This window comes from Roseateles sp. GW821-FHT03B02 (genome assembly GCF_059421025.1).
Window position 1 is genome coordinate 178,583 of the sequence record NZ_JBWKUV010000005.1, and the last position, 23,125, is coordinate 201,707.

General features: G+C 70.4%; 19 protein-coding genes. 15 read left to right on the forward strand and 4 right to left on the reverse strand.

Going from position 1 to position 23,125, the window contains the following annotated elements; all coding sequences use genetic code 11:
* The first annotated feature begins 10 nt into the window (after nucleotides 1-10).
* The 8 genes from AC07VX_RS15540 to AC07VX_RS15575 all read left to right on the forward strand — a co-directional run bounded on the left by AC07VX_RS15540 (nucleotide 11) and on the right by AC07VX_RS15575 (nucleotide 10,184).
* On the forward strand, nucleotides 11-979 hold the full coding sequence (locus AC07VX_RS15540) for a magnesium and cobalt transport protein CorA (RefSeq protein WP_493166452.1): 969 nt from the start codon (nucleotides 11-13) through the stop codon (nucleotides 977-979).
* Nucleotides 976-3,654 (forward strand): DUF4118 domain-containing protein, encoded by a 2,679-nt coding sequence (locus tag AC07VX_RS15545; protein WP_493166451.1) that lies wholly within the window; start codon nucleotides 976-978, stop codon nucleotides 3,652-3,654. Before AC07VX_RS15540 ends, AC07VX_RS15545 begins: the two co-directional genes overlap by 4 nt.
* Nucleotides 3,655-3,671: 17 nt before the next feature.
* Nucleotides 3,672-4,334 (forward strand): response regulator, encoded by a 663-nt coding sequence (locus AC07VX_RS15550; protein ID WP_493166611.1) that lies wholly within the window; start codon nucleotides 3,672-3,674, stop codon nucleotides 4,332-4,334.
* Between the two features lie 149 nt (nucleotides 4,335-4,483).
* Nucleotides 4,484-6,046 (forward strand): methyl-accepting chemotaxis protein, encoded by a 1,563-nt coding sequence (locus tag AC07VX_RS15555; RefSeq protein WP_493166450.1) that lies wholly within the window; start codon nucleotides 4,484-4,486, stop codon nucleotides 6,044-6,046.
* Nucleotides 6,047-6,183: 137 nt separating this feature from the next.
* Entirely contained in the window at nucleotides 6,184-7,050 is an 867-nt protein-coding gene (locus AC07VX_RS15560; protein WP_493166449.1) for an ABC transporter ATP-binding protein, read from the forward strand.
* Nucleotides 7,047-8,633 (forward strand): hypothetical protein, encoded by a 1,587-nt coding sequence (locus tag AC07VX_RS15565; protein ID WP_493166448.1) that lies wholly within the window; start codon nucleotides 7,047-7,049, stop codon nucleotides 8,631-8,633. The genes AC07VX_RS15560 and AC07VX_RS15565 overlap by 4 nt, the downstream gene beginning before the upstream one ends.
* A 70-nt stretch (nucleotides 8,634-8,703) precedes the next feature.
* Complete coding sequence (gene sigJ, locus AC07VX_RS15570) at nucleotides 8,704-9,660, forward strand: RNA polymerase sigma factor SigJ (protein WP_493166447.1); 957 nt, start codon at nucleotides 8,704-8,706, stop codon at nucleotides 9,658-9,660.
* Nucleotides 9,661-9,707: 47 nt separating this feature from the next.
* Complete coding sequence (locus AC07VX_RS15575) at nucleotides 9,708-10,184, forward strand: carboxymuconolactone decarboxylase family protein (protein ID WP_493166446.1); 477 nt, start codon at nucleotides 9,708-9,710, stop codon at nucleotides 10,182-10,184.
* A gap of 13 nt (nucleotides 10,185-10,197) precedes the next feature.
* Here the strand turns inward: AC07VX_RS15575 and AC07VX_RS15580 are convergent, their stop codons facing one another.
* Nucleotides 10,198-10,572, reverse strand: coding sequence for a hypothetical protein (locus AC07VX_RS15580; RefSeq protein ID WP_493166445.1), 375 nt, complete (start codon nucleotides 10,570-10,572; stop codon nucleotides 10,198-10,200).
* A gap of 122 nt (nucleotides 10,573-10,694) precedes the next feature.
* Between AC07VX_RS15580 and AC07VX_RS15585 the strand changes: the two genes are divergently transcribed.
* From AC07VX_RS15585 to AC07VX_RS15605, 5 genes are all read left to right on the forward strand, one after another.
* Nucleotides 10,695-11,933, forward strand: a complete 1,239-nt coding sequence (locus tag AC07VX_RS15585) for a M20/M25/M40 family metallo-hydrolase (protein ID WP_493166444.1) — start codon at nucleotides 10,695-10,697, stop codon at nucleotides 11,931-11,933.
* Nucleotides 11,934-12,284: 351 nt separating this feature from the next.
* Complete coding sequence (locus tag AC07VX_RS15590) at nucleotides 12,285-14,063, forward strand: thiamine pyrophosphate-binding protein (RefSeq protein ID WP_493166443.1); 1,779 nt, start codon at nucleotides 12,285-12,287, stop codon at nucleotides 14,061-14,063.
* On the forward strand, nucleotides 14,060-14,863 hold the full coding sequence (locus tag AC07VX_RS15595) for a citrate synthase family protein (protein ID WP_493166442.1): 804 nt from the start codon (nucleotides 14,060-14,062) through the stop codon (nucleotides 14,861-14,863). Before AC07VX_RS15590 ends, AC07VX_RS15595 begins: the two co-directional genes overlap by 4 nt.
* Nucleotides 14,860-15,672, forward strand: coding sequence for a hypothetical protein (locus AC07VX_RS15600; protein WP_493166441.1), 813 nt, complete (start codon nucleotides 14,860-14,862; stop codon nucleotides 15,670-15,672). The genes AC07VX_RS15595 and AC07VX_RS15600 overlap by 4 nt, the downstream gene beginning before the upstream one ends.
* Entirely contained in the window at nucleotides 15,669-16,826 is a 1,158-nt protein-coding gene (locus AC07VX_RS15605) for a cytochrome P450 (protein WP_493166440.1), read from the forward strand. The genes AC07VX_RS15600 and AC07VX_RS15605 overlap by 4 nt, the downstream gene beginning before the upstream one ends.
* Here AC07VX_RS15605 and AC07VX_RS15610 read toward each other — a convergent pair.
* Entirely contained in the window at nucleotides 16,794-18,887 is a 2,094-nt protein-coding gene (locus AC07VX_RS15610; protein WP_493166439.1) for a TonB-dependent receptor plug domain-containing protein, read from the reverse strand. The genes AC07VX_RS15605 and AC07VX_RS15610 overlap by 33 nt on opposite strands.
* A 213-nt stretch (nucleotides 18,888-19,100) precedes the next feature.
* On the opposite strand from AC07VX_RS15610, the gene AC07VX_RS15615 reads away from it, so the two are divergent.
* Together AC07VX_RS15615 and AC07VX_RS15620 are read left to right on the forward strand one after the other, a co-directional pair.
* A complete protein-coding gene (locus AC07VX_RS15615) occupies nucleotides 19,101-20,075 on the forward strand; it encodes a hypothetical protein (protein WP_493166438.1) in 975 nt (324 codons plus the stop codon).
* A gap of 105 nt (nucleotides 20,076-20,180) precedes the next feature.
* Nucleotides 20,181-21,740 (forward strand): ATP-binding protein, encoded by a 1,560-nt coding sequence (locus AC07VX_RS15620; RefSeq protein WP_493166437.1) that lies wholly within the window; start codon nucleotides 20,181-20,183, stop codon nucleotides 21,738-21,740.
* Here the strand turns inward: AC07VX_RS15620 and AC07VX_RS15625 are convergent.
* The gene (locus tag AC07VX_RS15625) at nucleotides 21,718-21,948 is read right to left on the reverse strand and encodes a hypothetical protein (protein WP_493166436.1); all 231 of its coding nucleotides are present in this window, start codon (nucleotides 21,946-21,948) and stop codon (nucleotides 21,718-21,720) included. The genes AC07VX_RS15620 and AC07VX_RS15625 overlap by 23 nt on opposite strands.
* A 2-nt stretch (nucleotides 21,949-21,950) precedes the next feature.
* Nucleotides 21,951-23,063, reverse strand: coding sequence for an acyltransferase family protein (locus AC07VX_RS15630; protein WP_493166435.1), 1,113 nt, complete (start codon nucleotides 23,061-23,063; stop codon nucleotides 21,951-21,953).
* Between the last annotated feature and the right edge of the window lie 62 nt (nucleotides 23,064-23,125).

The window sequence follows — 23,125 nt, forward strand, 5'->3', positions numbered from 1 at the left end:
GCAGACCGCCATGCTGATCAACAGCGCCGTGTACGACGATGGGCGCATCGTGGCCGAGCCCGGGCTCGAAGGCGTCTCCGAGGCGCTGCACAGCCAGAGCGGCTTCGTCTGGATCGCGCTGAGGGACCCGAGCGACGACGAACTTGACCTGCTGCAGCACGAGCTCAGCCTGCCGCCGCTAGCAGTGGAAGACGCCCGCAAGGGCCACCAGCGTCCCAAGCTGGAGGAGTACGGCGACATGCTGTTCGCCGCCATGCACCTGCTCGAAGCCGGCGCCGACGGCCTGGAGGTGGGCGAGGTGCACGTGTTCGTCGGCGCGCGCTTCATCGTGTCGGTGCGCCACCGCAGCGCCCAGGGCTTCCTCGGCGTGCGCGGTCGTGCCGAACGCGAACCCGAGCTGCTGCGGCAGGGGCCGGGCTTCGTTTTCTACGCGCTGATGGACGCGGTCGTCGACCGCTACTTCCCCCACATGGACGCCATCGAGGCCGAGCTGGAGCAGCTCGAGGCCACCATGTTCCAGCCCCGTCAGGACCGCCAGGCCGTCGTGCAGCAGCTGTTCGACCTGAAGCAGCGCCTGGCCTTGCTGCGCCACGCCGTCACGCCGCTGCTGGAGGTGTCGTCCAAGCTGCACGGCGGGCGGGTGCCGGTGGTCTGCAAGGCCATGCAGGACTATTTCCGCGACGTCTACGACCACCTGCTGCGCATCCAGGCCAGCATCGACGCCGCGCGCGAAACCATCATCGCTGCCACCCAGGTCAATCTCACCCTGGTCACCATCGACGAGTCCCTCGTCACCAAGCGCCTGGCCGCCTGGGCGGCCATCTTCGCGGCGTCCACCGCGCTGGCCGGCATCTGGGGCATGAACTTCGAGAAGATGCCCGAACTGAAATGGGCGTATGGCTACCCGATGGCGCTGGGCGTGATCGTGCTCGTCAGCGGCGCGTTGTACTGGCGCTTCAAGCGCCTGAAGTGGCTGTGAGCGAGGACCGGCCCGACCCCGACGCCTTGCTCGCCCAGGTCCGGCGTGCAGAGGCCGCGGCCCGGCGTGGCCGGCTGAAGATCTTCTTCGGCGCCAATGCCGGCGTCGGCAAGACCTTCGCGATGCTGGCGGCGGCACACGCGGCCCGCCAGCAGGGGCGGGCCGTGCGCATCGGCGTCGTCGAGACCCATGGCCGGGCCGACACCGAAGGCATCGCCCGCGATCTGCTGCGCCTGCCGCTCAAGGACATCGCCCACCGCGGCCAGGTGCTGCGCGAGTTCGATCTCGACGCCGCGCTGGCCTGGGGCGCGGCCGAGCCCGGCGGCGTGTTGCTGCTGGACGAGCTGGCCCACAGCAACGCACCCGGCTCCCGCCATGCCAAGCGCTGGCAGGATGCGCAGGAGTTGTGCGAGTCCGGCGTGGAGGTGTGGGCGACGCTGAACGTGCAGCACCTGGAAAGCCTGAACGACGTCGTCGGCGGCATCACCGGCATCCGCGTCTGGGAGACGCTGCCTGACAAGGTCTTCGACGCGGCCGACGAGGTCGTCGTCGTCGACCTGCCGCCGGACGAGCTGCTGCAGCGGCTCAAGGAAGGCAAGGTCTACCTGCCGGCCCAGGCCGAGCGGGCGGCCAAGAACTTCTTCCGCAAGGGCAACCTGCTGGCGCTGCGCGAGCTGGCCCTGCGCCGCACGGCAGACCGCGTGGACGACCAGATGCAGGCCTACCGGCGCGAGCATGCGGACCTGGGCAAGGGCGCCGTCTGGCCCAACCGCGAGTCGCTGCTGGCCTGCGTGGGCCCCGGGGCGGCCAGCGACAAAGTCGTGCGCAGCGCGGCCCGCCTGGCCCGGCAACTGGGCCTGGACTGGCATGCTGTGCATGTGCAGGCGGCCCGGGGCCTGGGTGATGCGGCCCGCCAGCGCGTGCAGCGTACGCTGGAGCTGGCGCAGTCGCTGGGCGCGCGCACGGCCGAGCTGTCGGCGCCCGAGGTGGCCCCTGCGCTCGTGGGCTACGCGCGCGAGCACAACCTGGCCCGGCTGGTTGTCGGCCGGCGCGAGCGCACCTGGCGCTGGCCCGGGCGGCCGGCCCTGGCCGAGGCGCTGAGCCAGCTCGCCGGCGAGATGGACGTGCTGCAGGTGGCGCTGCCCGCCGCCGCGCGCGAGCGACCGCAGGCGCCGCCGCGCGGCCTGCCGGCGTCGCAGGCCCTGCGTGGCCATGCGGCGGCGCTGGCCGGTGTGGCGCTGACCACGGCCATCTCCCAGCTGCTGCTGGGCTTCATGGCGCCGACGAACATCGCCATGCTCTATCTGCTCAACGTCGTCGGCGTGGCATTGCGCTTCGGCCGTGCGCCGGCCGCGCTGGCGGCGCTGCTGGGCGTGGCGGCCTTCGACTTCGCCTTCGTCGAGCCGCGCGGCTCGTTCGCGGTGGGCGACGCGCAATACCTCGTCACCTTCGCCGTTCTGCTACTCGTCGGCCTCGTCATCGGCCAGCTCGCGGCAGGACTGCAGGCCCAGGCCCGCGCGGCGCAGGAACGCGAGCGCCGCGTGCGCGGGCTGTACGCGATGTCGCGCGACCTGGGGGCGGCGCTGGTGCCCGAGCAGGTGGCCGAGATCGCCGCGCGCTTCTTGCGTGCCGAGTTCGGCGTGGCGTCGGCGGTGCTGGTGCCGCCGCTGGCGGCGTCGCCCGGCCGCGAGGTGCTGGCCCTGCTGCCGGGTGCGGGCGTGCAGCCCGATGTCGGCGTCGCCCAATGGGCCTTCGATCATGGCCAGGCTGCAGGGCAGGGTACCGACACCCTGCCGGCCAGCCCCTGCCTGATGCTGCCGCTGAGCGCACCCATGCGGCTGCGTGGTGTGCTGGCGGTGCAGGGGCAGGGGCGGCGCTGGTCCCCCGAGGCTCGCGAGCTGCTGGACACCTGCGCGGCCCTGCTGGCCATCTCGCTGGAGCGCATCCACTACATCGAGGTGGCGCAGCAGAGCACGTTGCAGATCGAGAGCGAGCGGCTGCGCAACTCGCTGCTGACGGCCATCTCGCACGACCTGCGCACGCCGCTGGCGGCGCTGGTGGGCCTGGCCGATGCGCTCAGGCTGACGCCGCTGACCGCGCCGCAGACCGAGGTGGCCGATGCCATGCGCCGCTCGGCGCTGCGCATGAGCGCGCTGGTCGGCAACCTGCTCGACATGGCGCGGCTGCAGTCCGGCGCGGTGCAGCTCAACCGGCAGTGGCTGCCACTGCAGGAGGTGGTCGGCAGCGCGCTTGCCGGACTGGACGAGCTGCTGGCCGGCCGTGAGGTGGTGGTGGACCTGTCTGCCGGGCTGCCTCTTGTCGAGCTGGACGCCGTTCTCATCGAGCGTGTCCTGGTCAACCTGCTGGAGAACGCCGCCAAGTATGCGCAGGGCGCCATCCGCATCGACGCGCGCGTGGCGGGGCGGTATGTCGAGGTCGACGTGACTGACGCCGGTCCCGGCTTCCCGGCGGGGCGCGAGGCGCAGCTGTTCGACAAGTTCGAGCGTGGCGACCGCGAGAGCGCCACGCCGGGCGTGGGCCTGGGGCTGGCGATCTGCAAGGCCATCGTCGAGGCGCACGGCGGGCGCATCGGCGCCCACAATGCCGCGACCGGCGGTGCCTGTGTCCGCATCGAGCTCCCTCTCGGTCAGCCCCCGGTGGAGAAACCTGAGTGAGCGCCCCACGCGTGTTGATGATCGAGGACGAGCCGGAGATCCGGCGCTTCGTGCGCATGGCGCTGCAGAGCGAGGGCCTGGAGGTGTTTGAGGCCGTCACGCTGCAGCGCAGCCTCATCGACGCGGCCACGCGCCGGCCCGAGCTGGTCGTGCTGGACCTGGGCCTGCCGGATGGCGACGGGCTGGACTTCATCCGTGAGTTCCGCGGCTGGTCGCAGGCGCCCATCGTCGTGCTGTCGGCACGCGAGGGCGAGGAGCGCAAGGTGCAGGCCCTGGATGCCGGTGCCGACGACTACCTCGTCAAGCCCTTCGGCGTGGCCGAGCTGCTGGCGCGCGTGCGCGTGCAGCTGCGCCGGCGCGGCGGTGGCGGCGATGCCGACCCCGTGCTGCGCTTCGGCCCCATCGCCGTGGACCGCGCTCTGCGCACGGTCAGCCGGGACGGCGAGGAGCTGCACCTGACGCCCATCGAATACCGCCTGCTGCAGGAGCTGGCCAACGCGCCGGGGCGCGTGCTGACCCACCAGCACCTGCTCAAGGCCGTGTGGGGTCCCGGCCATGCCGAGGACGTGCACTACGTGCGCGTGCACATGGCCAATCTGCGCAAGAAGCTGGAGCCCGACCCCAACCGGCCCCGCTGGCTGGTGACGGAGGCCGGCGTGGGCTACCGGCTCAAGGCCTGAGCCGCCCGACCCGGCTGTAGGGAATTTGCCTACGCCAACACCGGCAATCCGCGCGCATTGGCGTCAGGCGTTGCCGGCTCGCCGCCGCCTGGTCGTGTCCCGAAGATGACATCCATCCATCGTTGATGTTGTTTCAAGGGAGTGAAGCCATGTCGTTCTGGAAAAACCTGTCGGTGAAGAGCAAGTTGATCGGCGCCTTCGGGCTGTTGATCCTGATGATCGTGGCCATGTCCGTCGCGGCGCTGCAAGCCATCCGCGAGGACGGCGATCAGTTCAGCGACTACGTGCAGGGCGTGGAGGCGCGCGCCGCAGCAGCCAACCAGGTGCGCTTGGCCGTCGACCGTCGCGCCATCGCTGCGCGCAACCTTGTGCTGGTGACCCGGCCGGAAGACGTTGCCGCCGAGAAGGCCGCCGTGATGGCCGCCGTGGAGGACGTGCGCAAGTCGCTTGATGCGCTGCAGGCGCTCTCCAACAAGGCGGGCGTGCCGGCCGAGGCGCGCAGGCACGTCGACGAGATCGCCGGCATCGAGGTGCAGTACGCCCGCGTGGCCGAGGCCATCCTGGGCCTGGTGCTGGCGGGCGACCGGGAGGCCGCCATCGGCCGCATGAACGAGCGCTGCCGGCCGCTGCTGGCCGCCCTCGTGAAGGCGACGGACGACTACATCCGCTACACGGCTGAGACCTCGGCGCAGCTCATCGCCGAAACCGACAAGGCGCATGGCAGGAGCATGCTGGCCCTGGCGACGGGCTGCGGCCTGGTCGTCGCGCTGTCGCTGGCGGCCGCCTTCGCCATCACGCGCTCCATCGTCGGGCCGCTGAACCAGGCGGTCTCGCTGATCAACGACGTGGCCCAGGGCAATCTGGACCGGGACATCCGCGTCGGGACGCGCGACGAGTTCGGCCACCTGCTGCAGACGATCGCCGCCATGCAGGGCAGCCTGCGCGAGCTGGTGGCCAGCGTGCGCCAGGGGGCGGATAGCCTGTCGCTGGCCAGCGCCGAGATCGCCCAGGGCAACCACAGCCTGTCCTCGCGCACCGAGAGCCAGGCCAGCGCGTTGCAGCAGACGGCGTCGTCCATGGAGCAGCTGAGCGTCACCGTGCGCCAGAACGCCGACAACGCCAGCCAGGCCAACCGCATGGCCGAGGCGGCCAGCAGCGTCGCCCAGCAGGGCGGGCAGATCGTGGCGCTGGCCGTGGGCACCATGCGCGGCATCAGCGACTCCAGCAAGCGCATCGCCGACATCACGGCCGTCATCGACGGCATCGCCTTCCAGACCAACATTCTGGCGCTCAACGCGGCCGTGGAGGCGGCCCGCGCCGGCGAGCAGGGCCGCGGCTTCGCGGTCGTCGCCAGCGAGGTGCGCGCACTGGCTCAGCGCAGCGGTGAGGCGGCCAAAGAGATCAGGGCGCTCATCACCGACAGCGTCGCCCGTGTCGAGACCGGCGCCGCGCAGGTGGGCGAGGCCGGCAGCACGATGCAGGAGGTTGTCGCCAGCATCGCTCGCGTGACGTCCATCATGCGCGAGATCAGCACGGCCAGCGCCGAGCAGAGCGAGGGCGTCGGCCAGGTCGGCGGCGCGGTGTCCAGCATGGACCAGGCGACGCAGCAGAACGCCGCCCTCGTCGAGGAGATGGCGGCTGCGGCGTCCAGCCTGAAGAGCCAGGCCATGGACCTCGTGCAGGCCGTGGGCGTGTTCAAGCTGTCGCACTGACACGAGGTCGCTGGCAGCCCGGCTCAGGCCGCGCTTTTGCCGGCCTGACCCACGCGGCCAACGGCCTGTCGGAAGGCCGTTGGCGACGGGCAGACCGCTGCCTAACCTGCGAGCGATCTCAAGGACAGGAGGTGGCCATGCTGCTCATCCAGAATGTCGTCAAGACCTTCGGCAAACACAACGCGGTAGACGGTGTCACGCTGCAACTCGAACCCGGCGTCGTCGGGCTGATCGGCCACAACGGCGCGGGCAAGAGCACGCTCATGCAGATGCTGGCCACGCTGATGCGCCCCACGAGCGGGCGCATCCAGCTCGACGGGCAGGACATCGTTGCCAGGCCCGAGCTGATGCGCCAGCGCCTGGGCTATCTGCCACAGGACTTCGGCGTCTACCCGCACCTCACGGCGCTCGAATTCCTGCAGTACTTCGCGGCGCTCAAGGGCGTGCGCGACCGGCGGCGCCTGCATGACCTGCTGGCGCTGGTGAACCTGCATGAACAGGCCAATCGGCCAGCCATCGGCTTCTCGGGCGGCATGCGCCAGCGCCTGGGCATCGCGCAGGCGCTGCTGAACGACCCCGACGTGCTCATCGTCGACGAACCCACTGCCGGCCTCGACCCCGAGGAGAGGCTGCGCTTTCGCCAGCTGCTGGGCGACCTGGGGCGCAAGCGCCTCGTCATCGTGTCGACCCACATCGTGTCCGACGTGGAGAACATGGCCACCCGGCTGGCCATCCTGCGCCGGGGCCGCCTCGTGGCCTATGAGACGCCCGATGCCGTGCTGGCGCGCGCCGCGGGCAAGGTCTGGACGGCGCGGCTGGCGCCGGCCGACTACGAAGCCCTGAAGGGCCATGTGCAGGTGCTGCAGGCCCAGCCGCAGGGAGGCCGTGTGCAGGTGCGCATGGCACATCCGTCGCGGCCGTTCGCCGAGGCCGAGCCGGCAAGCGCCAGCCTGGAAGAGGCTCTGATGGCGGAGCGCTATGCCGATGCGCGGGAGGCGGCATGAACGGCAGCCTCTACCGAGCCCTGGTGCTCAATGAATGGCGGCTGCGCAGCCGTCGCGTCAGCAGTCTCGTCATCCTGCTGGCCGTCGTGGCCGTGAGCTGGCTGATGGTGCTGGACCCGCGGAGCGGCGCCGCGATGATGGTCGTGAACAAGCAGCGCGTGGCTTACGAGAGCCAGGCCCTGGCCTTTGCGACCAGCCTGATCGCCTCGCTGCTGTTCGGGCTGGCGGGTTTTTATCTGGCACGCGGACGCACGCAGGAGGACCTGCGCTGCGGCACCGCCGGCGTGCTGGCCGCCACGCCGGTCAGCAATGCCCAGCTGCTCGGCGCACGCTGGCTGGGGGCCTTCGGCTTCTTGTTCTCGCTCGGCACGGTCGTCATGCTGACGGTCTGGGTGCTGCAGCTGGTGCGCGGCGAAGGGGCGCTGCAGCCGCTGCCGTATCTGCAGATGCTGGTCCTCGGGCTGGCGCCCGGCCTGATGCTGTGCGCCAGCCTGGCCGTCCTGGCCGACGCCTGGGCACCGCTGATGGGCAAGCGCGGCGACGCGGTCTACTGGGTGCTGTGGATGGTGCAGTTCGCCTTCATCCCGGCCACGCTGGGGCAGGGCGCCGTGCGGCTGACGGGCTGGCAGGTGTTCGACATCAACGGCGTGTCGCCGCTGCTGGTGGGCGTGAGCCGGTTGATGGACGTCAGCCACATCAGTGTCGGCGGCAGTCCCTTCGATGCCACGCTGCCCTTGCTGCACATGCCCGCGGGCCTGTGGAGCACGGAGCTGGTCGCGCTGCGCCTGGGCGCGATGGCCCTGGCCCTGCTGCCGCTGCTGCCCGCCATGCGGCTCTTTCACCGCTATTCGCCGGAAAGCGTGAAGCTGCGTAACCCTGCCGGCCGCGGGCGCCTGGTGGTCCTGCTGCACTGGCTGCTTCGCCCGCTGGTGTGGCCCGTCACCTGCTCACTGGGTTTGCTGCTGCGCGCCGCGGCAGGATTGCCGGGCCTGCCGGGGCGCTGGCTGGCGGACGTGAGCCTGGTGCTGCTCAGCCAGCCGCTGCTGGCGCTGGCGATGCTGGCCGGCATGGTGGCCTGTGCGGTGGTGCCGATGGCGCTGCTGCCCGGTGTGCTGGCCGCGACGCTGTGCGCCTGGGGCCTGGCGGTGGCGGACGTGAGCTCGCGCGATCTGCAGAGCGGCACGCTGACCCTGGCCAGCGCCGCGCCCGGCGGAGCGCTGGAGCGCGGCTGGCGCCAGGCGCTGGCGGCCTTCGGCCTCGGGTTGCTGCTCGCGCTGCCGGCGTTGTGGCGCGAGTCGGGCGGGGCGCCCGTGCAGGCGCTGGCCTGCGTGGCCGGGCTGCTTTTCCTCAGCGTGGCGGCGACGCTGCTGGGCCGGCTGACGCGCGGCTCGCGCACCTTTCTTGCGCTGTTCCTGTTCGGCCTCTACGTCGATCTGCAGAAGACGGGCGTGGCGGCGCTGGACCTGCTCGGGCTGGCGGGGCAGGCACAGGCCGGCAGCGTGCTGGGCTACGCGCTGGCCGGCCTGCTGGGCCTGGCCCTGATGCGCTGGCCAGCGGCGGCGTCGTGGCGTCAGGCCGCTTGACGTCCCCGTAGCCCTGTCACAAACGGGGCTGCTGTTTCGTCTGGGAGGGATGGGACAGCAAACTCCGGCCATGCAAGAACCCCTGGATACCTCACCCACGGCCCGCGCCCTGCGCTTCGACCAGGACCACGCCCGCCGGCTGCGGGCGCTGGCCTACCGCATGCTCGGCTCGCGTGCCGAGGCCGAGGACATCGTGCAGGAGGCCTGGCTGCGCTGGGCCGAGGTTGACGAGACGGGCATCGATCAGCAAGGCGCCTTCCTGTCGCGGCTGGTGACCAACCTCTGCCTGGACCGGCTGCGATCGGCGGCCGTGCAGCGAGAGCGCTACGTGGGCGTGTGGCTGCCTGAGCCGCTGCTGGAGGACGAGGCCTTGTTCGGCTGGGCGCCCGACCCCGGCCAGCAGGCCGAGTTCGCCCAGGACGTGTCCATCGCCTTCATGCTGGCGCTGGAGCGGCTGTCGCCGCTGGAGCGCGCCGCTTTCCTGCTGCACGACGTGTTCGACCTCGGCTACGAGGAGATTGCGCGGCACCTTGATCGCAGCGAGGTGGCGTGCCGCCAGCTCATCAGCCGCGCACGCAAGAACGTCAAGGCCGACTACGCGCGCCGCGAGGTAGCGAAGGAGGAGGGCCAGCGCCTCGTCGAAGCCTTCATGCAGGCCGTGCGCAGCCAGGACGTGTCGGCACTCGCGCAACTGCTGGCCGAGGACGCCGTGCTGATGGCCGACGGCGGCGGCAAGGTCAGCGCCGTGCCGCGCCCGCTACGGGGCGGCGCAGTCATCGCGCGCGCCTTCATCGGCTTTGCGCAGATGCCCGCCAGCCGCGGCTGGCGCCTGCTGCCGGCCGTCGTCAACGGCCTGCCGGGCCTGCTCATCGTCGACGAACTGGCCGGCGGCCGGCTGGTGCAGACGCTGGCGCTGGCACCGGGCACCGAGCCGGGCCGCGTGGGGGCGATCTACATCCAGCGCAACCCCGAGAAGCTGGCTGGGATCGAGGCACGTGTCACAAGTGGCGACGCTGATCCGTCCTGAGGGTGTGGCCGGCAATCACGCCGGCCCGCTCCCTTCAAGGACAAGCCATGAGCTCGCAAGCCCGCCTCGACTACAGCCGCCTGTCGGCCGATCTCTTCAAGAAATTTCTCGACTTCAGCATGGCCTTCAAGATGGACGAAGGCTTGGCCCTGCTGGTGGACATCCGAGCCTCCCAGCTCAACGGCTGCGCGTTCTGCCTGGACATGCATGTCAAGCAGGCCCGCATTCACGGCGAGCGCGAATTGCGCCTGCACCATGTTGCCATCTGGCGCGAGTCGCAGCTCTTCACCCCGCGCGAGCGGGCTGCGCTGGCCTGGACCGAGGTGCTGACGCACATGGCCCCTGAAGGCGTTTCCGATGCCGTCTATGCCGAGGTGCTCGAGCAGTTTTCAGAGGCCGGGCTGTCGGAACTGACCTGGCGTATCGCGGCCATCAATGGCTGGAACCGTCTCAACGTCGCCTTCCGCAACCCGCCGGGCACCAAGGACAAGATGTTCGGGTTGGACAAGGCCGGCCTGAACTGAGTCCAGGCCGGGCTCAGACGAGTTGCGCGGCGATCCAGGCGCGGGCTTCGGCCAGCGTGGCAAAGACGTGGTACGGCGTCGACACGAAGCCGTGGCGGCGGAACTCGTCAATCGAAGCCAGGATGTCGGGCCGATCCGTCACGGCGACGATCAGCAGCTGCGGGTTGGTGAAAAGCGGGCCGATGTGCAGGGCCGCGATCTCGGCTGTGGCCTCGGGTGTCACCTCGTATGCATCGACGTCGAGGAAGTCGGTGAGCGCATAGCGGATGCGGTCGAAGCGGTGGTCTCCGGCGATGGCCTCGAAGGACGCGCGACGCTGGGCGATGCTGACATCGCCGAAATAGCGCCGGTAGACGCCGTCGGGTTCCCAGGTGATTCGGTAGGACATGGCCGGGGTCAATGATAGGAATCGCGCCCGAGGGCGGGCGTGACATTCTGCGCGGCCGCCGCGTGGCGCGTTGAGCGGCGGCCCTCGCTAGGATGTGGCAGCTCCAACTCCCACCGCTTCCCATGGCCCTCAAGACCTCCATCGTCGCCCTGGTGCTGGCCGCCGTCGCGGGCCCCGCGCTCGCGCAGGACGCCGCCGACCCCGTCGCCGCGCTCGTCAACCAGTTGGAACTGGAGAAGTACAAGGCCACCATCAAGGGCCTGACGCAGTTCGGCGACCGCCGCCAGGGCACGGGGCGCAACCGTGCGGCGCTGGACTGGATCGAGGCTCAGCTCAAGAGCTATGGCTGCACGAACACCGAGCGCCTGCGCTACGACTTCACGGAGCCCGCGAAGCGCGGCCCCGTGCAACTGCAGCCGCTGCGCGCCGCCGGCCCGGCGGCGCAGGGTGGCGGCACCCTGTTCGGCAGGCGCGCGCCCATCGGCGTCAACACCGATCCCATGGTCCAGCCGGACGAGCGGCTGCGCGCTCTCAACGCCGAGCAGACGCCACTGGGCACCTCGGCGCGCGAGAGCGTCTACTGCACCAAGGTCGGCGCCACGCGGCCGGACGAGATGTACATCGTCTCGGCCCACATGGACGGCATCGGCTTCGGCGAGGCGGCCAACGACGACGGGTCCGGCACGGCGCTGGTGATGGAGCTTGCGCGCATCCTCAGTGCGCCGGGGGTGACGACGGAGCGCTCCATCCGCTTCATCCTCTGGAACAACGAGGAGACGGGCCTGAACGGTGCCTACGCCTACGTGGCTCAGCGCAAGGACCTGCAGGGTATCGAGTCGCCCAAGGGCTCGGGCCAGTACCCGGAGCCGAAGTGGCTGGGCATGATCCAGCACGACATGCTGCTGTTCGACCACGGCATGCCGGAGCCCAAGCTCGACGCTGCGGGCAAGCCGGTCCTGGATGCTCGTGGCCAGCCCGTCTACACCGCGCCCAGGGAACAGCGCGCCGAGGCCGACGTCAACATCGAGTTCCAGGTGAGCTCGAGGTTCGCCGACGGCGCGGCCAGGCTCGCCTGGGCTCTGCGTGCGGCCAACGAGAAGTACGCGACCGACTACCCGGCAGCCGTGGGAAACCGCATGACCAATACCGACTCGACTCCCTTCATGGACATGGTGCCTGCGATTTCGGTACGCGAGAACGAGCGCGGCATGCAGATAGGCGCGGGCTGGAACCCGCACTGGCACCAGCCCACCGACCTGTACACCAGCTACTCGGACAAGGATTTTCTGCTCGGCCTGAACGCGGCGCAGACGACGCTCGCCGCCGTCGCGCAGCTGACGGGCGCCAAGGTCAAGCCCTGACCCCTGCCCGCATTTGCGGGGATGCGCGAATGTTTCAAATGGATACAGTTGCGGCCCAAGCGCGGCGTGCAAACGTTTCAGTGCGCTGACACAAGATGACGCGGGGCTCTCAAGCCCCAGTGAGCACGCAGGGGGAGTTGGGCCGACCGGACATGAAGTCCCGGCCCGTCGGGAATCCGCTCCGGTGGATTCGTTCTCATCCCGATGCCGTGCTGCCCACCGCCGCATCGCGCCCTGTCGGCGCGTTGCTGCGCCGTTGCATGGTGTCTCTCGACTGCCTGCAACGTGGAATCGAATACTGCTCTTGCCCCTTTCTATACCGGGGCGTCCGGCTCGTCGCGTGAACCTGCCGTGCGAGATGCCGCCGACCTGCTGGTCGACGCGCTGGCTGCCCTCGGCGTGGAGTACGTTTTCGGCGTGCCTGGCGGCGCCATCGAGCCGCTTTACAACGCGCTGGCCCGCAGCGCCCGCCGTGGCGGCCCGCAGGCCGTCGTGGCCCGCAACGAGCAGGGCGCGGCCTACATGGCCGATGGCTATGCCCGCGAGACTGGCCGGCTCGGCGTTTGCATCGCCACCTCGGGGCCGGGCGCCACCAACCTGATCACGGGCGTGGCCTGTGCCTACGACAACAACGTGCCCCTGCTGGTCATCACCGGCCAGCCGCCGATCAGGAACTTCGGTAAGGGCGCACTGCAGGAGTCGAGCTGCACGGGCATCAACACGATGGCGATGTTCCGCCCCTGCACGCGCTACAACTCGTTGGTCTCGCACGCCGAGCAGCTTCCCACCAAACTGTTCAACGCGCTGATGCAGGCCCAGCGCGCGCCGAGCGGCCCGAGCCATCTGTCCATCCCGGTCGACATCCTGCGCCAGCCTCTGCCCGAGGACCTGGAGCTGCCCGATTTCGCCGGCCTGCTCCGCCGTGCGCCAGCCCTCGTCGACCTGCCCGCCGTGCGCCAGCTCGCGCGGCTGTTGTTCTCGGCGCGCCAGCCGGTCTGGCTGATCGGCGACGGCTGCGGCGAGGCCGCCAGCGACCTGATGCAGCTGGTGCAGCGCACCGACGGCCACTTCATCACGACGCCCGACGGCAAGGGCTTCGTCAACCCGCGCCACCCGCGCTTTCGCGGCGTGTTCGGCTTCGGCGGCCATGCCAGCGCGGCCGAGCTGCTGCAGAGCGAGCCGGACCTCGTCATCGCGCTGGGCACGGGCTTCGGTGAGTTCAACAGCGGCGGCTGGTCCACGGCCCTTCTGAACAGCCGCCTGGTCCACGTGGACGACAGCGACGAGAACCTCATGCGCTCGCCGACGGCGCGGCTGCACGTTCGCGGCCACATCAGGTCGGTCTGCGAGCAGCTGATCGCGCTGCTGGCCCCGGCGAATGGTGGTCAGGAGGCGATGCTGCTGCCCTTCATGCACCCGCAGGTGGCGCGCCAGGCCTATGAGGCCATGGTCGATAGCCCGCAGGCCCTGCGCAACGACAGCGCCCCGGTGAAGCCGCAGCAGCTTGTGGCCACGCTGGGTGAGCGCTGCCCGCCACAGACGCGTTTCGTTGCCGATGCCGGCAACAGCGCGGCCTGGGCCGTGCACTACCTCGCGCCGCACGACCAGCGCGGCGGCCGCATGCCAGGCGGCGCCTACCTGCCTGCGGGCAAGGAGCGCCGCACTCGCAGCTCCAGCTGGCTGCGCGTGACCATGGACTTCGCGCCCATGGGCTGGGCCATCGGCTCGGCTGTCGGCATCGCCATGGCCAACCGCCGCTGCCCGGTCGTGTGCCTGACCGGCGACGGCAGCTACCTGATGAACGGGCAGGAGATCACCGTGGCGGCCGAGCTGGGCCTGCCGGTGCTCTATGTGGTGCTGAACGATGGCGCCCTGGGCATGGTCAAGCACGGCCAGCGCCTGGCGGGGGCCGAGCCCATCGGCTTCCAGCTGCCCAAGGTGGACTTTGCAGCCATGGCCCAGGCCATGGGCATCCCGGGCGTCGTGGTGCGCCACCCTCAGGACCTCGACGCGCTGGACTTCGAGGCCCTGCTGTCGCGCCGCGGCCCGACGCTGCTGGACGTGCGCATCGACGGCGAGGAAGTGCCGCCGATGAACCTGCGCATGAAGACGCTGGGGACGGCGCGATGACGCTGGCAGCACCGCGCGAGCAGGTCCGCACGCGCATCTGGCACGAGGAGGCAGAACCCGACAACGGCTTTGCCACGCGCAGCGCGCTCTGTCACGGCTATGACGTTTACGGCGACATGCTGGGCCAGGCGAGCTGGATGGACATGCTCTTTCTGCTGCTGCGCGGCGAGGCACCGTCGGCCGGCCAGGCGCGGCTGCTCGACACGTTGGCCGTGGCCCTGGCTAACCCCGGTCCGCGCGACGCGGCGGTGCATGCGGCGATGTGCGCCGGCGTGGGTGGCTCGACCTCGGCCGCGGCCCTGATCGCTGCGCTGTCGGTCGGCGCCGGCAAGGCCGGTGGTGCGCGCGAGGTCTGGGCGGCGATGCAGCTGTTCGTCGACTGCGGCCGCAGCCCCGCGGCCTGGGAGCGCGCGCTGGCCGCGCCTGCCACCGAGCCTGCGGGCATCTGGCCGCAGGTCGAGCATGCCCCCGGCTTTGACGCGCACGCCGTGCAGAGCTGCGGCATCGTGCAGCGCACGCTGCAGGTGCTCGCCCCGCTCAGCACCGGTCCCTGTCTGCCCTGGCTGAGCCAGAGCCGCCTCCAGCTGGAGCTGGCTGCCGGCCGCGGGCTGGCGATGACCGGCGTGGCCGCGGCCGCGCTTGTTGACCTGGGCTTCTCGCCCGACCAGGGCGAGCTGCTGCACCTGCTGCTGCGCCTGCCCGGCGCCGCGGCCCATGCGCTGGAGCAGCGCGAGCGGGGCCACAAGGGATTCCCGTTCTTTGCGCTGGACCTGCAGAACGATCCGGGAGCCGCGGCATGAAGGGCCCGGCAGCACTCGTGAGCGGCGCCGACCGCATGGCGACCCGCATCGGGCAGGCCTTCGTCGGCACACGCACCGTCTTCCGTGGCCAGGATCTGCACGCCGAGCTGCGACATCTGGACTGGATGGCGCTGTACGTGCTGGGCATCACCGGCCGCCATCATTGCGACGCCCAGGTCCGGCTGCTGCATGCCCTGTGGGTCTGCACCAGCTACCCCGATGCCCGAATCTGGAACAACCGTACCGCGGCGCTGGCGGGTTCGGCGCGCAGCACGCCGGGGCTGGGCATCGCGGCGGCGCTGGCCATGTCCGAAGCCACCATCTACGGCGGCCACCCTTACGTCAGCAGCATCGACTTCTTCATCCGCGCCCGCGCCCATGAGGAGCAGGGCGGGGCGCTGAGCGGCTTCGTGGACGCGGAGCTTGCCCAAGGCCGCATCTACGGCTATGGCCGCCCCATCGCCAGCATCGACGAGCGCCTGCCCTGGGTGCTGCGCATCGCACGTGAGCTGCAGCTCGACGGCGGGCCGCATCTGCGCATCGCGCTCGACGTCGAGCAGCTGCTGGTGGCGCGCAACCCCAAGCTGCGCATGAACTACGCGGCGCTGATGTCCGCCCTCTGCGCCGACCTCGGCTTCTCGCCCACCGAGATGCACCACTTCCAGGTGCCGGTCTTCATGGCCGGCATGTCGCCCTGCTTCATCGAAGCCGCCGAGCGGGCGCCGGGAGCAACCTTCCCGCTGTCCTGCGCCCACATCCACTACGAAGGCCCGGCACCGCGCCGCTGGCCCCAACCCGCCAAGCCATGAGCACGCCCATCGATCCCTACGCCCACTACGCCCACATGCGCGCCACGACGCCGGTGCATTTCAACGCCGCCCTCGGCGTCTGGGAGGTCTACGGCTACCACGACATCCAGACTGTGCTGGGCGATGCCAAGACCTTCTCGTCGGACTTGTCGGACGGCAAGATGATGGTCTTCATGGACCCGCCGCGGCACACGCAGTTCCGCCGCCTGGTGGCGCGGGCGTTCACGAGCAAGGTCATTGCCGAGCTGGAGCCTAGCGTCCAGGCCATCACCGACGCGCTGCTGGACCGCGTGGCGGACAGCGGTCGCATGGACCTGGTCACCGACCTGGCCTTTGCGCTGCCCGTCACCGTCATCGCCGAGCTGCTGGGCCTGCCGGCCGCCGACCATGATCGGTTCAAGCAATGGTCCATCCCGGCCATCCGCGCGGCCGAGATGGAGCTGATGGGCCAGGTGCCCTCGCCCGAGCTGGTGCAGGCAGTGGACGAGCTGGACGCCTACCTGGCCGATCTCATCGCCGCGCGCCGCGACCGGCCGGCCAACGATCTCGTCAGCGGCCTGCTGGCGGCCGAGGTCGACGGCGAGCGGCTCACACTGAATGAGGTGGCCAGCACCTGCCGGCTGCTGCTCATCGCCGGCTTCGAGACGACGACCAATCTCATCGGCAACACGTTGCAGCTGCTGCTCGCCCACCCCGAGGCGCTGGCCCGGCTGTGCGCCGACCCGGCGCTACTACCCTCTGCCATCGAGGAGGCGCTGCGCTTCAACACGCCCTTCATGTTCTTCGCGCGCCGCGCCACGCGCGACGTGGTGCTGGGCGGACAGCTCATCCAGGCCGGCCAGCAGGTGATGACGTTCAATGCCTCGGGCAACCGCGACGAGTCGGCCTTTGCGCATGCTGACCGTTTCGACATCACACGCACGGCCAACCGCCACCTGAGCTTTGGCCACGGCATCCACTACTGCCTGGGCGCCGGCCTGGGCCGGCTGGAGGCGCGCGTGGCCATCGGCACGCTGCTGCGCCGCTTCGAGGGGCTGCGGCTGGACGAGGGCAGGGCGGCCCGGCCGTTGTCGTCCTTCGTGCTGTACGGCTTCAGCAGCCTGCCGGTGCGGTTCGAGGCATCACAGGTGGCAGGCGAGCTGCACGTAGAGTGAGCGCCGCGCCAGCGGGATGTCGTTGGGCAGACCCGCGCCGGGCGCCATGCTGGGCTCGCGCGCGTCGGCGTTGAAGAGGTTGCGCACCGACACCGCGAAGTCCCAGTTGCCGCGGCTCCTGGCGGTGCGCAGCGTCAGGTCGGTGGTGGTGTAGTCGGGGATGGGGGCGCGCGCATCGCCGGCCGAGCGCTTGCGTTCGGCCACATGGTTGACCTGGCCGCTGAGCAGCCAGCCGTTGGCGATGCTCCAGTCCGCGCGGGCATTCAGGTGCTGGCGCGGCGCGTAGCCCGCGTCGGTGCCCGTCAAGTCCTCGATGGAGCGCTGCAGGCCGATATTGCCGCTCAGGCGCAGCTTGCGCGTCGCGTCCCATTGCGCTTCGAGCTCGGCGCCCGTGCCGTGCTGGGCGCCGACGTTGTTGAACTGCGCCGTGCCTCCGCCGGTATCGGTGGTGCGGATGATGTCCTTCATGTCGTAGCGGAACAGGCTCAGGTTGACCTGGGCGTCCGGGCGGGCCTGCCAGGAGAAGGCGGCCTCGAAGGTGCTGATGGTCTCGGGCTTGAGCGCGGCGTTGCCCCGGATGACGGGGTTGTTGATGCTGTACTGCTCCGTGAAGGCCGGCGCGCGAAAGGCGCGCCCGTACAGCAGCTTGACCGTCAGGTCCAGGTTGGCGTCCCACACCAGCGCGGCGCGCGGGTTGGTGGTGGTGCCGAAGTCGGAGTAGCGGTCATGGCGCAGGCCGGCGGTCAGCGTCCAGTCCTTGGCCACGCTCCATTCGTCCTGCACGTACACGTAGCTGACCGTGCGCCGGTGCGGCTCGGCGAAGGAGCCTGAGGCCGGGAACTCCTCGACCTGGCCGCTGGGCAGCGGCACGGGCAGGCCGGTGGCCGGGCCGCTGGCGATGATGGTGAAGTTCTTGAACTCCTGGGTGCGGTACATGTCGAGGTCGTCGTGCCCGGCACCGAGGCGCAGGTTGTGGCCCTTGAAGCCGCCGTAGGACGCCACCGCCGCCAACCGGATCTGCCGCTCCCAGGTATTGGGAGCGCCCAGCATGCCCTTGGGGAAAGAGCCGCCGAAGGCGCCCGGCGGGAACAGCTGCAGCGGCACATTGAAGGTCTGCTTGTAGTGCAGATAGCTGGCCGACAGCGTGCCCCGCCAGTCGTTGCCGAGCTCGATGTCCGACCAGGAAAAGTCCGAGGTGATCCGCTCGATCCGGTAGCGGCCGACCGGGTCCAGCGCGCCGGCGACGCCGGCGCCGGTCTGCAGATCGTCGCGCAGCTTGTAGCTGCCGCGCAGGCGCAGCCTGTCGCGGCTCACGTCGGCGTTGGCATCGAGCGCCTTGAAGCCCACGTTCATATGCCCCGGCGCCAGGCTGGCCTTGGTGCTGAAGACGCCGTCCAGCAGGGTCTGCTGGTCGGCGGTGACGGTCTCGTGCTGGCCGTCGGTCTGTCCCAGGCGCAGGTAGGCGGCCACGTCGTAGCTACCCAGCTTGCCGCCGTATTGCAGCCAGCCGTCGCGGCTGTTGAACGATCCGGCGCGGGCGCCGAGGTCGGTGCCGCCCACGTCGGCCGCTGTCTTGGTGATGACGTTGATGACGCCCGAGAACGCGTCGGCGCCGTAGAGCGCCGAGCCCGGCCCGCGGATGATTTCGATGCGGGCGATGTTCTCTACCGGCATGTCGCCCCAGCCCAGGCCGCGGTTGCCGACGAAGAGGGTGGTCAGCGGCACGCCGTTGAGCAGCATCAGCGTCTGCGCGTTGAACTCGCTGTGGATGCCCCGGATCAGGTAGAGCGGCGCGTAGGTGTTGTTGCTGCGGCTCACGTGGATGCCCGGCACGCTCTCCAGCACCTCGTCGATGCCCGTCGCGCCCATGGCCGCGATGTCCTGGGCCGTGATGACCGTGGCCACGGCCGGCGCGCGGCGCAGCGCCTGGGGGGCGCCGGTGGCAATGGAGACCGTGTTCTTGTCGCCGTAGACCTGGGCCAGCTCGTCCTCTTCACTCGGCGGCTGAGCGAAGGCGGCCGGTTGCATCGCCGCCAGCCAGGCGCCTCCCAGAATCGCCATGCCGAACAAAGATCTCATGTGCTGCGTCCCCGAGGTGGAGGGTGATGGGCGCGTATTGTGCTGTCAGCGCAGGGCCGCGGAGGGTTTGCCGGCGGGGAGTGTGGCGAGTTGGTGAACATCGTCCGCACGCCCCTGGACGTGGGGGTCGGCGTCAAGGGCGATCTGCATAATGCGCCACTTCGCGCCTGGCGTTGCAAAGCTCCAACCCTCCACTTGATCACCCCCGGCTGCTCCTCCGACGCCACGCGCCGCGCGCTGCTGCGACAGGCCCTGGGTGGCATGGCTGCCCTGGCCGGCGGCGAGGCGATGGCGGCCGACCCGGGCCGCGGCGTGGCGGTCGTCTATCCCGACCTCGGCGAGCCGTTCAAGCAGATTTTCGCCGCCATCGTCGAGGGCATCGAGGAACGATTGAAGGGGAGCGTCGTCAGCCTGGCCCTGGCCAGCAATGCCTCACCTGCAGAGATTGCCGAAGACCTGCGCCGGCGTGACGTGAAAGTGCTGATCGGCCTGGGGCGCGGCGGCATGCGCATCGCGGCGGCCTTGGCGGGCGAGATGGCCGTGCTGGTGGGGTGTGTGGTGTCGGTGCAGGAGTCCGAGTCGCGCGCCTTCCCCGTGCACACGCTGGCGCCCGACCCGGTGCTGCTGCTGTCGCGGCTGAAGCGGCTGATGCCCGGTTCGCGGCGCGTGCATCTGGTGTACGACCCCCGCCTCAACGGCTGGCTGGTGCGGCTGGCCCGCGAGGCCGCCCGTGCCGAGAGCCTGGAGCTGCTGGCCCAGGAGGCCACCGACCAGGCCGGCGCGCTGCGCCTGTACTCCCAGCTGCTGGCCTCGGCCGACCCGGCGCGCGACGCCGTCTGGTTGCCGCAGGACCCCACCACGGTGGACGACAACGTCGTGCTGTCCCTGGTGCTGAAGGACGGGTGGAATCGTTCCATCGCCGTGTTCTCCAGCCACCTCGCCCACGTGAAGCGCGGCGCGCTGTTCTCGCTCTACCCGGACAACGCCGAGCTCGGGCGCAGCCTGGCCGCCTCGGCACTGCGCCTGCTGGGCAACCCGCGGGCGTTGGCCGCCGGCGTGACGCCGTTGCGCGATACCCGGGCCGCCATCAACATCCGCACGGCTGCGCACCTGGGGATGGACGTCGCCACCGCGCAGGCCGGATTCGACCTGGTCTACCCCAACAGCTGAGGACCCAGATTGCCGAATCGCACACCCCTCAGTCGCCAAGCCACCAGCCTGCCGCTGGATGAGGGCGCGAGCCCTGCGATTCTGCGCGGACCCTGGCCGTTCAAGGTGTACGCGCGCTACCTCCGCGAGGCGTCGTTCCGCCGCCAGTTGAGCATCGGCGTCGCGCTGGGCGCGCTGTGCCTGGCCCTGATGATGGCCGCGGTCAACGCCTGGCAGGGCGGGCGCCAGGTGCGGGCCATGCTCATGGAGCAGGGTGGTCGCGTGGCGACCAACCTCGCGTCCAACAGCTCGCTGGCGCTGCTCTACGCCGCCGCCGACAACGCCGAGGAGGCGGTGCGCGCGTCGCTGGCTTTCCCGGACGTCATGGCCATCGAGATCCGCGACACGCGCGGCCATCTGCTGCTCGCGCTGGGGCCCGAGGCGGGGCGGCGGCCCGCGACGGCCGTACCGCCTGCCATGGCTGCCAGCGAGGCCTGGCTGGACGAGGAGACCGAGGACAGCTGGTCGTTCTCCGCGCCGGTCTGGACCCGTCCCGAGCCGTCGCCCTTCGACGTGACGCTGCGGCCGGCCCAGTTGCTGGGGCATGTGCACGTCATCCAGAGCAAGGCCACGCTGCACCGTACCCAGACCTCGCTCTTCGCCGCGAACTTCGGCGTGGCCCTGCTGTTCTCGCTGCTGTTTCTCGTCGCAGTGCGCTATCTGGCACTGCGCCTGACGCGGCCGCTGGCGGCGCTGTCCGACGCGATGGAGCGCGTCGAGCGCGGCGAGAGCGACGCCCGTGCGCCAGTGGGCGGGCCGCGCGACATCGCGCTCATCGCAGACAGCTTCAACCGCATGATTGCCGCGCTGCAGGAGCGCGAGGCCGAGCTCGGTGCGCACCGCGACCACCTGGAAGACCTGGTGCAGGAACGCACGCTGGAGCTCAGCGATGCCAAGGAGCGCGCCGAGATCGCCAGCCAGGCCAAGAGCCAGTTCCTGGCGCGCATGAGCCACGAGCTGCGCACGCCGCTGAACGCCGTCATGGGCTATGCGCAGATCCTGAAGATGGACAACGGGCTCAGCCCCAAGCAGCGCAACGGCCTGGACATCATCCACAGCAGCGGTCAGCACCTGCTGACGCTGATCGTTGACATCCTGGATCTGTCGCGCATCGAGGCCGGCAAGGCCGAGCTGCGCATCGCACCGCTGGAGCTGGTGGCGCGGCTGCAGGCCGTCATCGACATCGTGCGCGTGATGGCCGAGGACAAGCAGATCGCGCTCAAGCTCGAACTCGATCCGCAGTTGCCGGCCGTCGTGCAGGCCGATGAGAAGCGGCTCAACCAGATCCTGCTGAACCTGCTGGGCAATGCGGTGAAGTTCACCCATGTCGGCGGCGTGACGCTGCGGGTGCAGGCCTCGACGCCGGCCGAGGCCGAACCGGGCCATGTGCTGCTGCGCTTCGAGGTGCAGGACACCGGCGTCGGCATCGCCGACGACCAGGCCGTTCGCCTGTTCGAGCCCTTCGAGCAGGCCGGCAGCGCCGAGCAGCGCGTGGGCGGCACGGGCCTGGGCCTGGCCATCAGCCGGCAGCTGGTGCGCATGATGGGCGGCGAGATCCGACTGGAGAGCCGGCTGGCCCAGGGCAGCCGGTTCTGGTTCGAGATCAGCGTGCCCGTGCAGGCTTGACGTAGGCGGCCAGGTGCTGGCCGGTCAGCGTCGAGCGCGCCTTGACCAGCCCGGCCGGCGTGCCCTCGAAGACGACGCGGCCGCCTTCGTGGCTGGCGCCGGCGCCGAGGTCGCTGATCCGGTCGTACTCGCGGTCGATGCGGTCGCGTACGCGGCGAAGCCGCGCGAGGTCGCGCAGGTGGAGTTCGGAGCCGGGTCTGGTGGTCATCGTCAGCGGGCGGCAACGAGATCAGGGCTGGTCGGGCGCGGCGACAGGCGCTCGCGCAGCCTGAGCCCCGGCTTCTCCACCAGGTAGTGCAGGGCGGCGCCCACGGCCAGGATGACGGCCGCGTAGACCGGGAACAGCGCCGGCCCCTGCCATGGCAGGGCCGGGGCGATCCAGGCGTGGACGGCGTGCATCGCGATCTTGTGGCTCAGGTACAGGCTGTACGACGCGGCGGCCAGCCAGCCGGCACCCGGCAGCGCGCGGCGGCCGAGCCAGCCTCGGGTCGACGTGGCGGCCAGCACGAGCAGGCCGAAACCGAAGGACAGCAGCGGCCAGCCGATGGCGTTGGCGGCAAGGCCGGTGCGGTTGCTGAACAGCGTGAAGGCGAGCGCGGCTGCGGCGAGGCCCGCCAGCATCAGCGGCGTCGAGCGCGCCTGCAGCCTTGCCCAAAGCTGCGGCCGGTAGACGTGCAGCGTCGCCAGCATGACGCCCATCAGCAGTCCGTCCAGGCGCATCCAGGTCGGGTAGTAGATGTCCTCGATGAACCAGTTGCGCGGCGGCTGGTGGGCGTTGTCGTGCAGCCAGACGCCGGCTCGCAGCGCGATGCCACCCAGCACGAGGATCGCGCACAGGCCGGTGAAGCGGGCCACCGAGGGACGGCGCGTGAACCCCCAGGCCAGCAGAGGGAAGAACAGATAGAAATGCTCCTCCACGCACAGCGACCAGGCGTGCGAGAAAGCCTGGTTGTGGGTGTAGTCGATGAGGAGGTTTAGCGTGAAGGTGGCGAACTGCCACCAGGCTTCCAGGTTGGGCTCTTCACGCAGCGCCGGAAAGGCGACGTAGGCGGCCAGCACGACGGCGAAGGCGGGAAGAATCCGCCAGGCCCGGCGCCAGTAGAAGTCGCCCAGTTGCAGGCCGTCGCCACGCTGCAGCTTGCGCAGCAGCTGCGAGCCGATCAGAAAGCCGCTGAGCACGAAGAAGATGTCCACGCCGGCCCAGCCGAAGCGTGTCAGCCAGGTCCAGTCCGGCCCCAGGCCGCCGATGAGGAAAGTGTGGAAGAACATCACCCAGACGATGGCGATGCTGCGCAGGAGGTCGAGGCCGGGAAGGCGTTGCATTGGGGGCGTGAAAGCAGGCCGGCCCGGGGGGGGGCCGGGCCGGCATTCAAGGGCGAGAGGGT

Bases quoted from the DNA above. Each gene is read 5' to 3' on its own strand.
- AC07VX_RS15595 (WP_493166442.1), top strand. From the start codon at position 14,060: ATGACGCTGGCAGCACCGCGCGAGCAGGTCCGCACGCGCATCTGGCAC.
- AC07VX_RS15630 (WP_493166435.1), bottom strand. From the start codon at position 23,063: ATGCAACGCCTTCCCGGCCTCGACCTCCTGCGCAGCATCGCCATCGTC.
- AC07VX_RS15565 (WP_493166448.1), top strand. From the start codon at position 7,047: ATGAACGGCAGCCTCTACCGAGCCCTGGTGCTCAATGAATGGCGGCTG.
- AC07VX_RS15625 (WP_493166436.1), bottom strand. From the start codon at position 21,948: ATGACCACCAGACCCGGCTCCGAACTCCACCTGCGCGACCTCGCGCGG.
- AC07VX_RS15580 (WP_493166445.1), bottom strand. From the start codon at position 10,572: ATGTCCTACCGAATCACCTGGGAACCCGACGGCGTCTACCGGCGCTAT.
- AC07VX_RS15610 (WP_493166439.1), bottom strand. From the start codon at position 18,887: ATGGCGATTCTGGGAGGCGCCTGGCTGGCGGCGATGCAACCGGCCGCC.
- AC07VX_RS15600 (WP_493166441.1), top strand. From the start codon at position 14,860: ATGAAGGGCCCGGCAGCACTCGTGAGCGGCGCCGACCGCATGGCGACC.
- AC07VX_RS15555 (WP_493166450.1), top strand. From the start codon at position 4,484: ATGTCGTTCTGGAAAAACCTGTCGGTGAAGAGCAAGTTGATCGGCGCC.
- AC07VX_RS15585 (WP_493166444.1), top strand. From the start codon at position 10,695: ATGGCCCTCAAGACCTCCATCGTCGCCCTGGTGCTGGCCGCCGTCGCG.
- AC07VX_RS15605 (WP_493166440.1), top strand. From the start codon at position 15,669: ATGAGCACGCCCATCGATCCCTACGCCCACTACGCCCACATGCGCGCC.
- AC07VX_RS15550 (WP_493166611.1), top strand. From the start codon at position 3,672: ATGATCGAGGACGAGCCGGAGATCCGGCGCTTCGTGCGCATGGCGCTG.
- AC07VX_RS15540 (WP_493166452.1), top strand. From the start codon at position 11: ATGCTGATCAACAGCGCCGTGTACGACGATGGGCGCATCGTGGCCGAG.
- AC07VX_RS15575 (WP_493166446.1), top strand. From the start codon at position 9,708: ATGAGCTCGCAAGCCCGCCTCGACTACAGCCGCCTGTCGGCCGATCTC.
- sigJ (WP_493166447.1), top strand. From the start codon at position 8,704: ATGCAAGAACCCCTGGATACCTCACCCACGGCCCGCGCCCTGCGCTTC.
- AC07VX_RS15560 (WP_493166449.1), top strand. From the start codon at position 6,184: ATGCTGCTCATCCAGAATGTCGTCAAGACCTTCGGCAAACACAACGCG.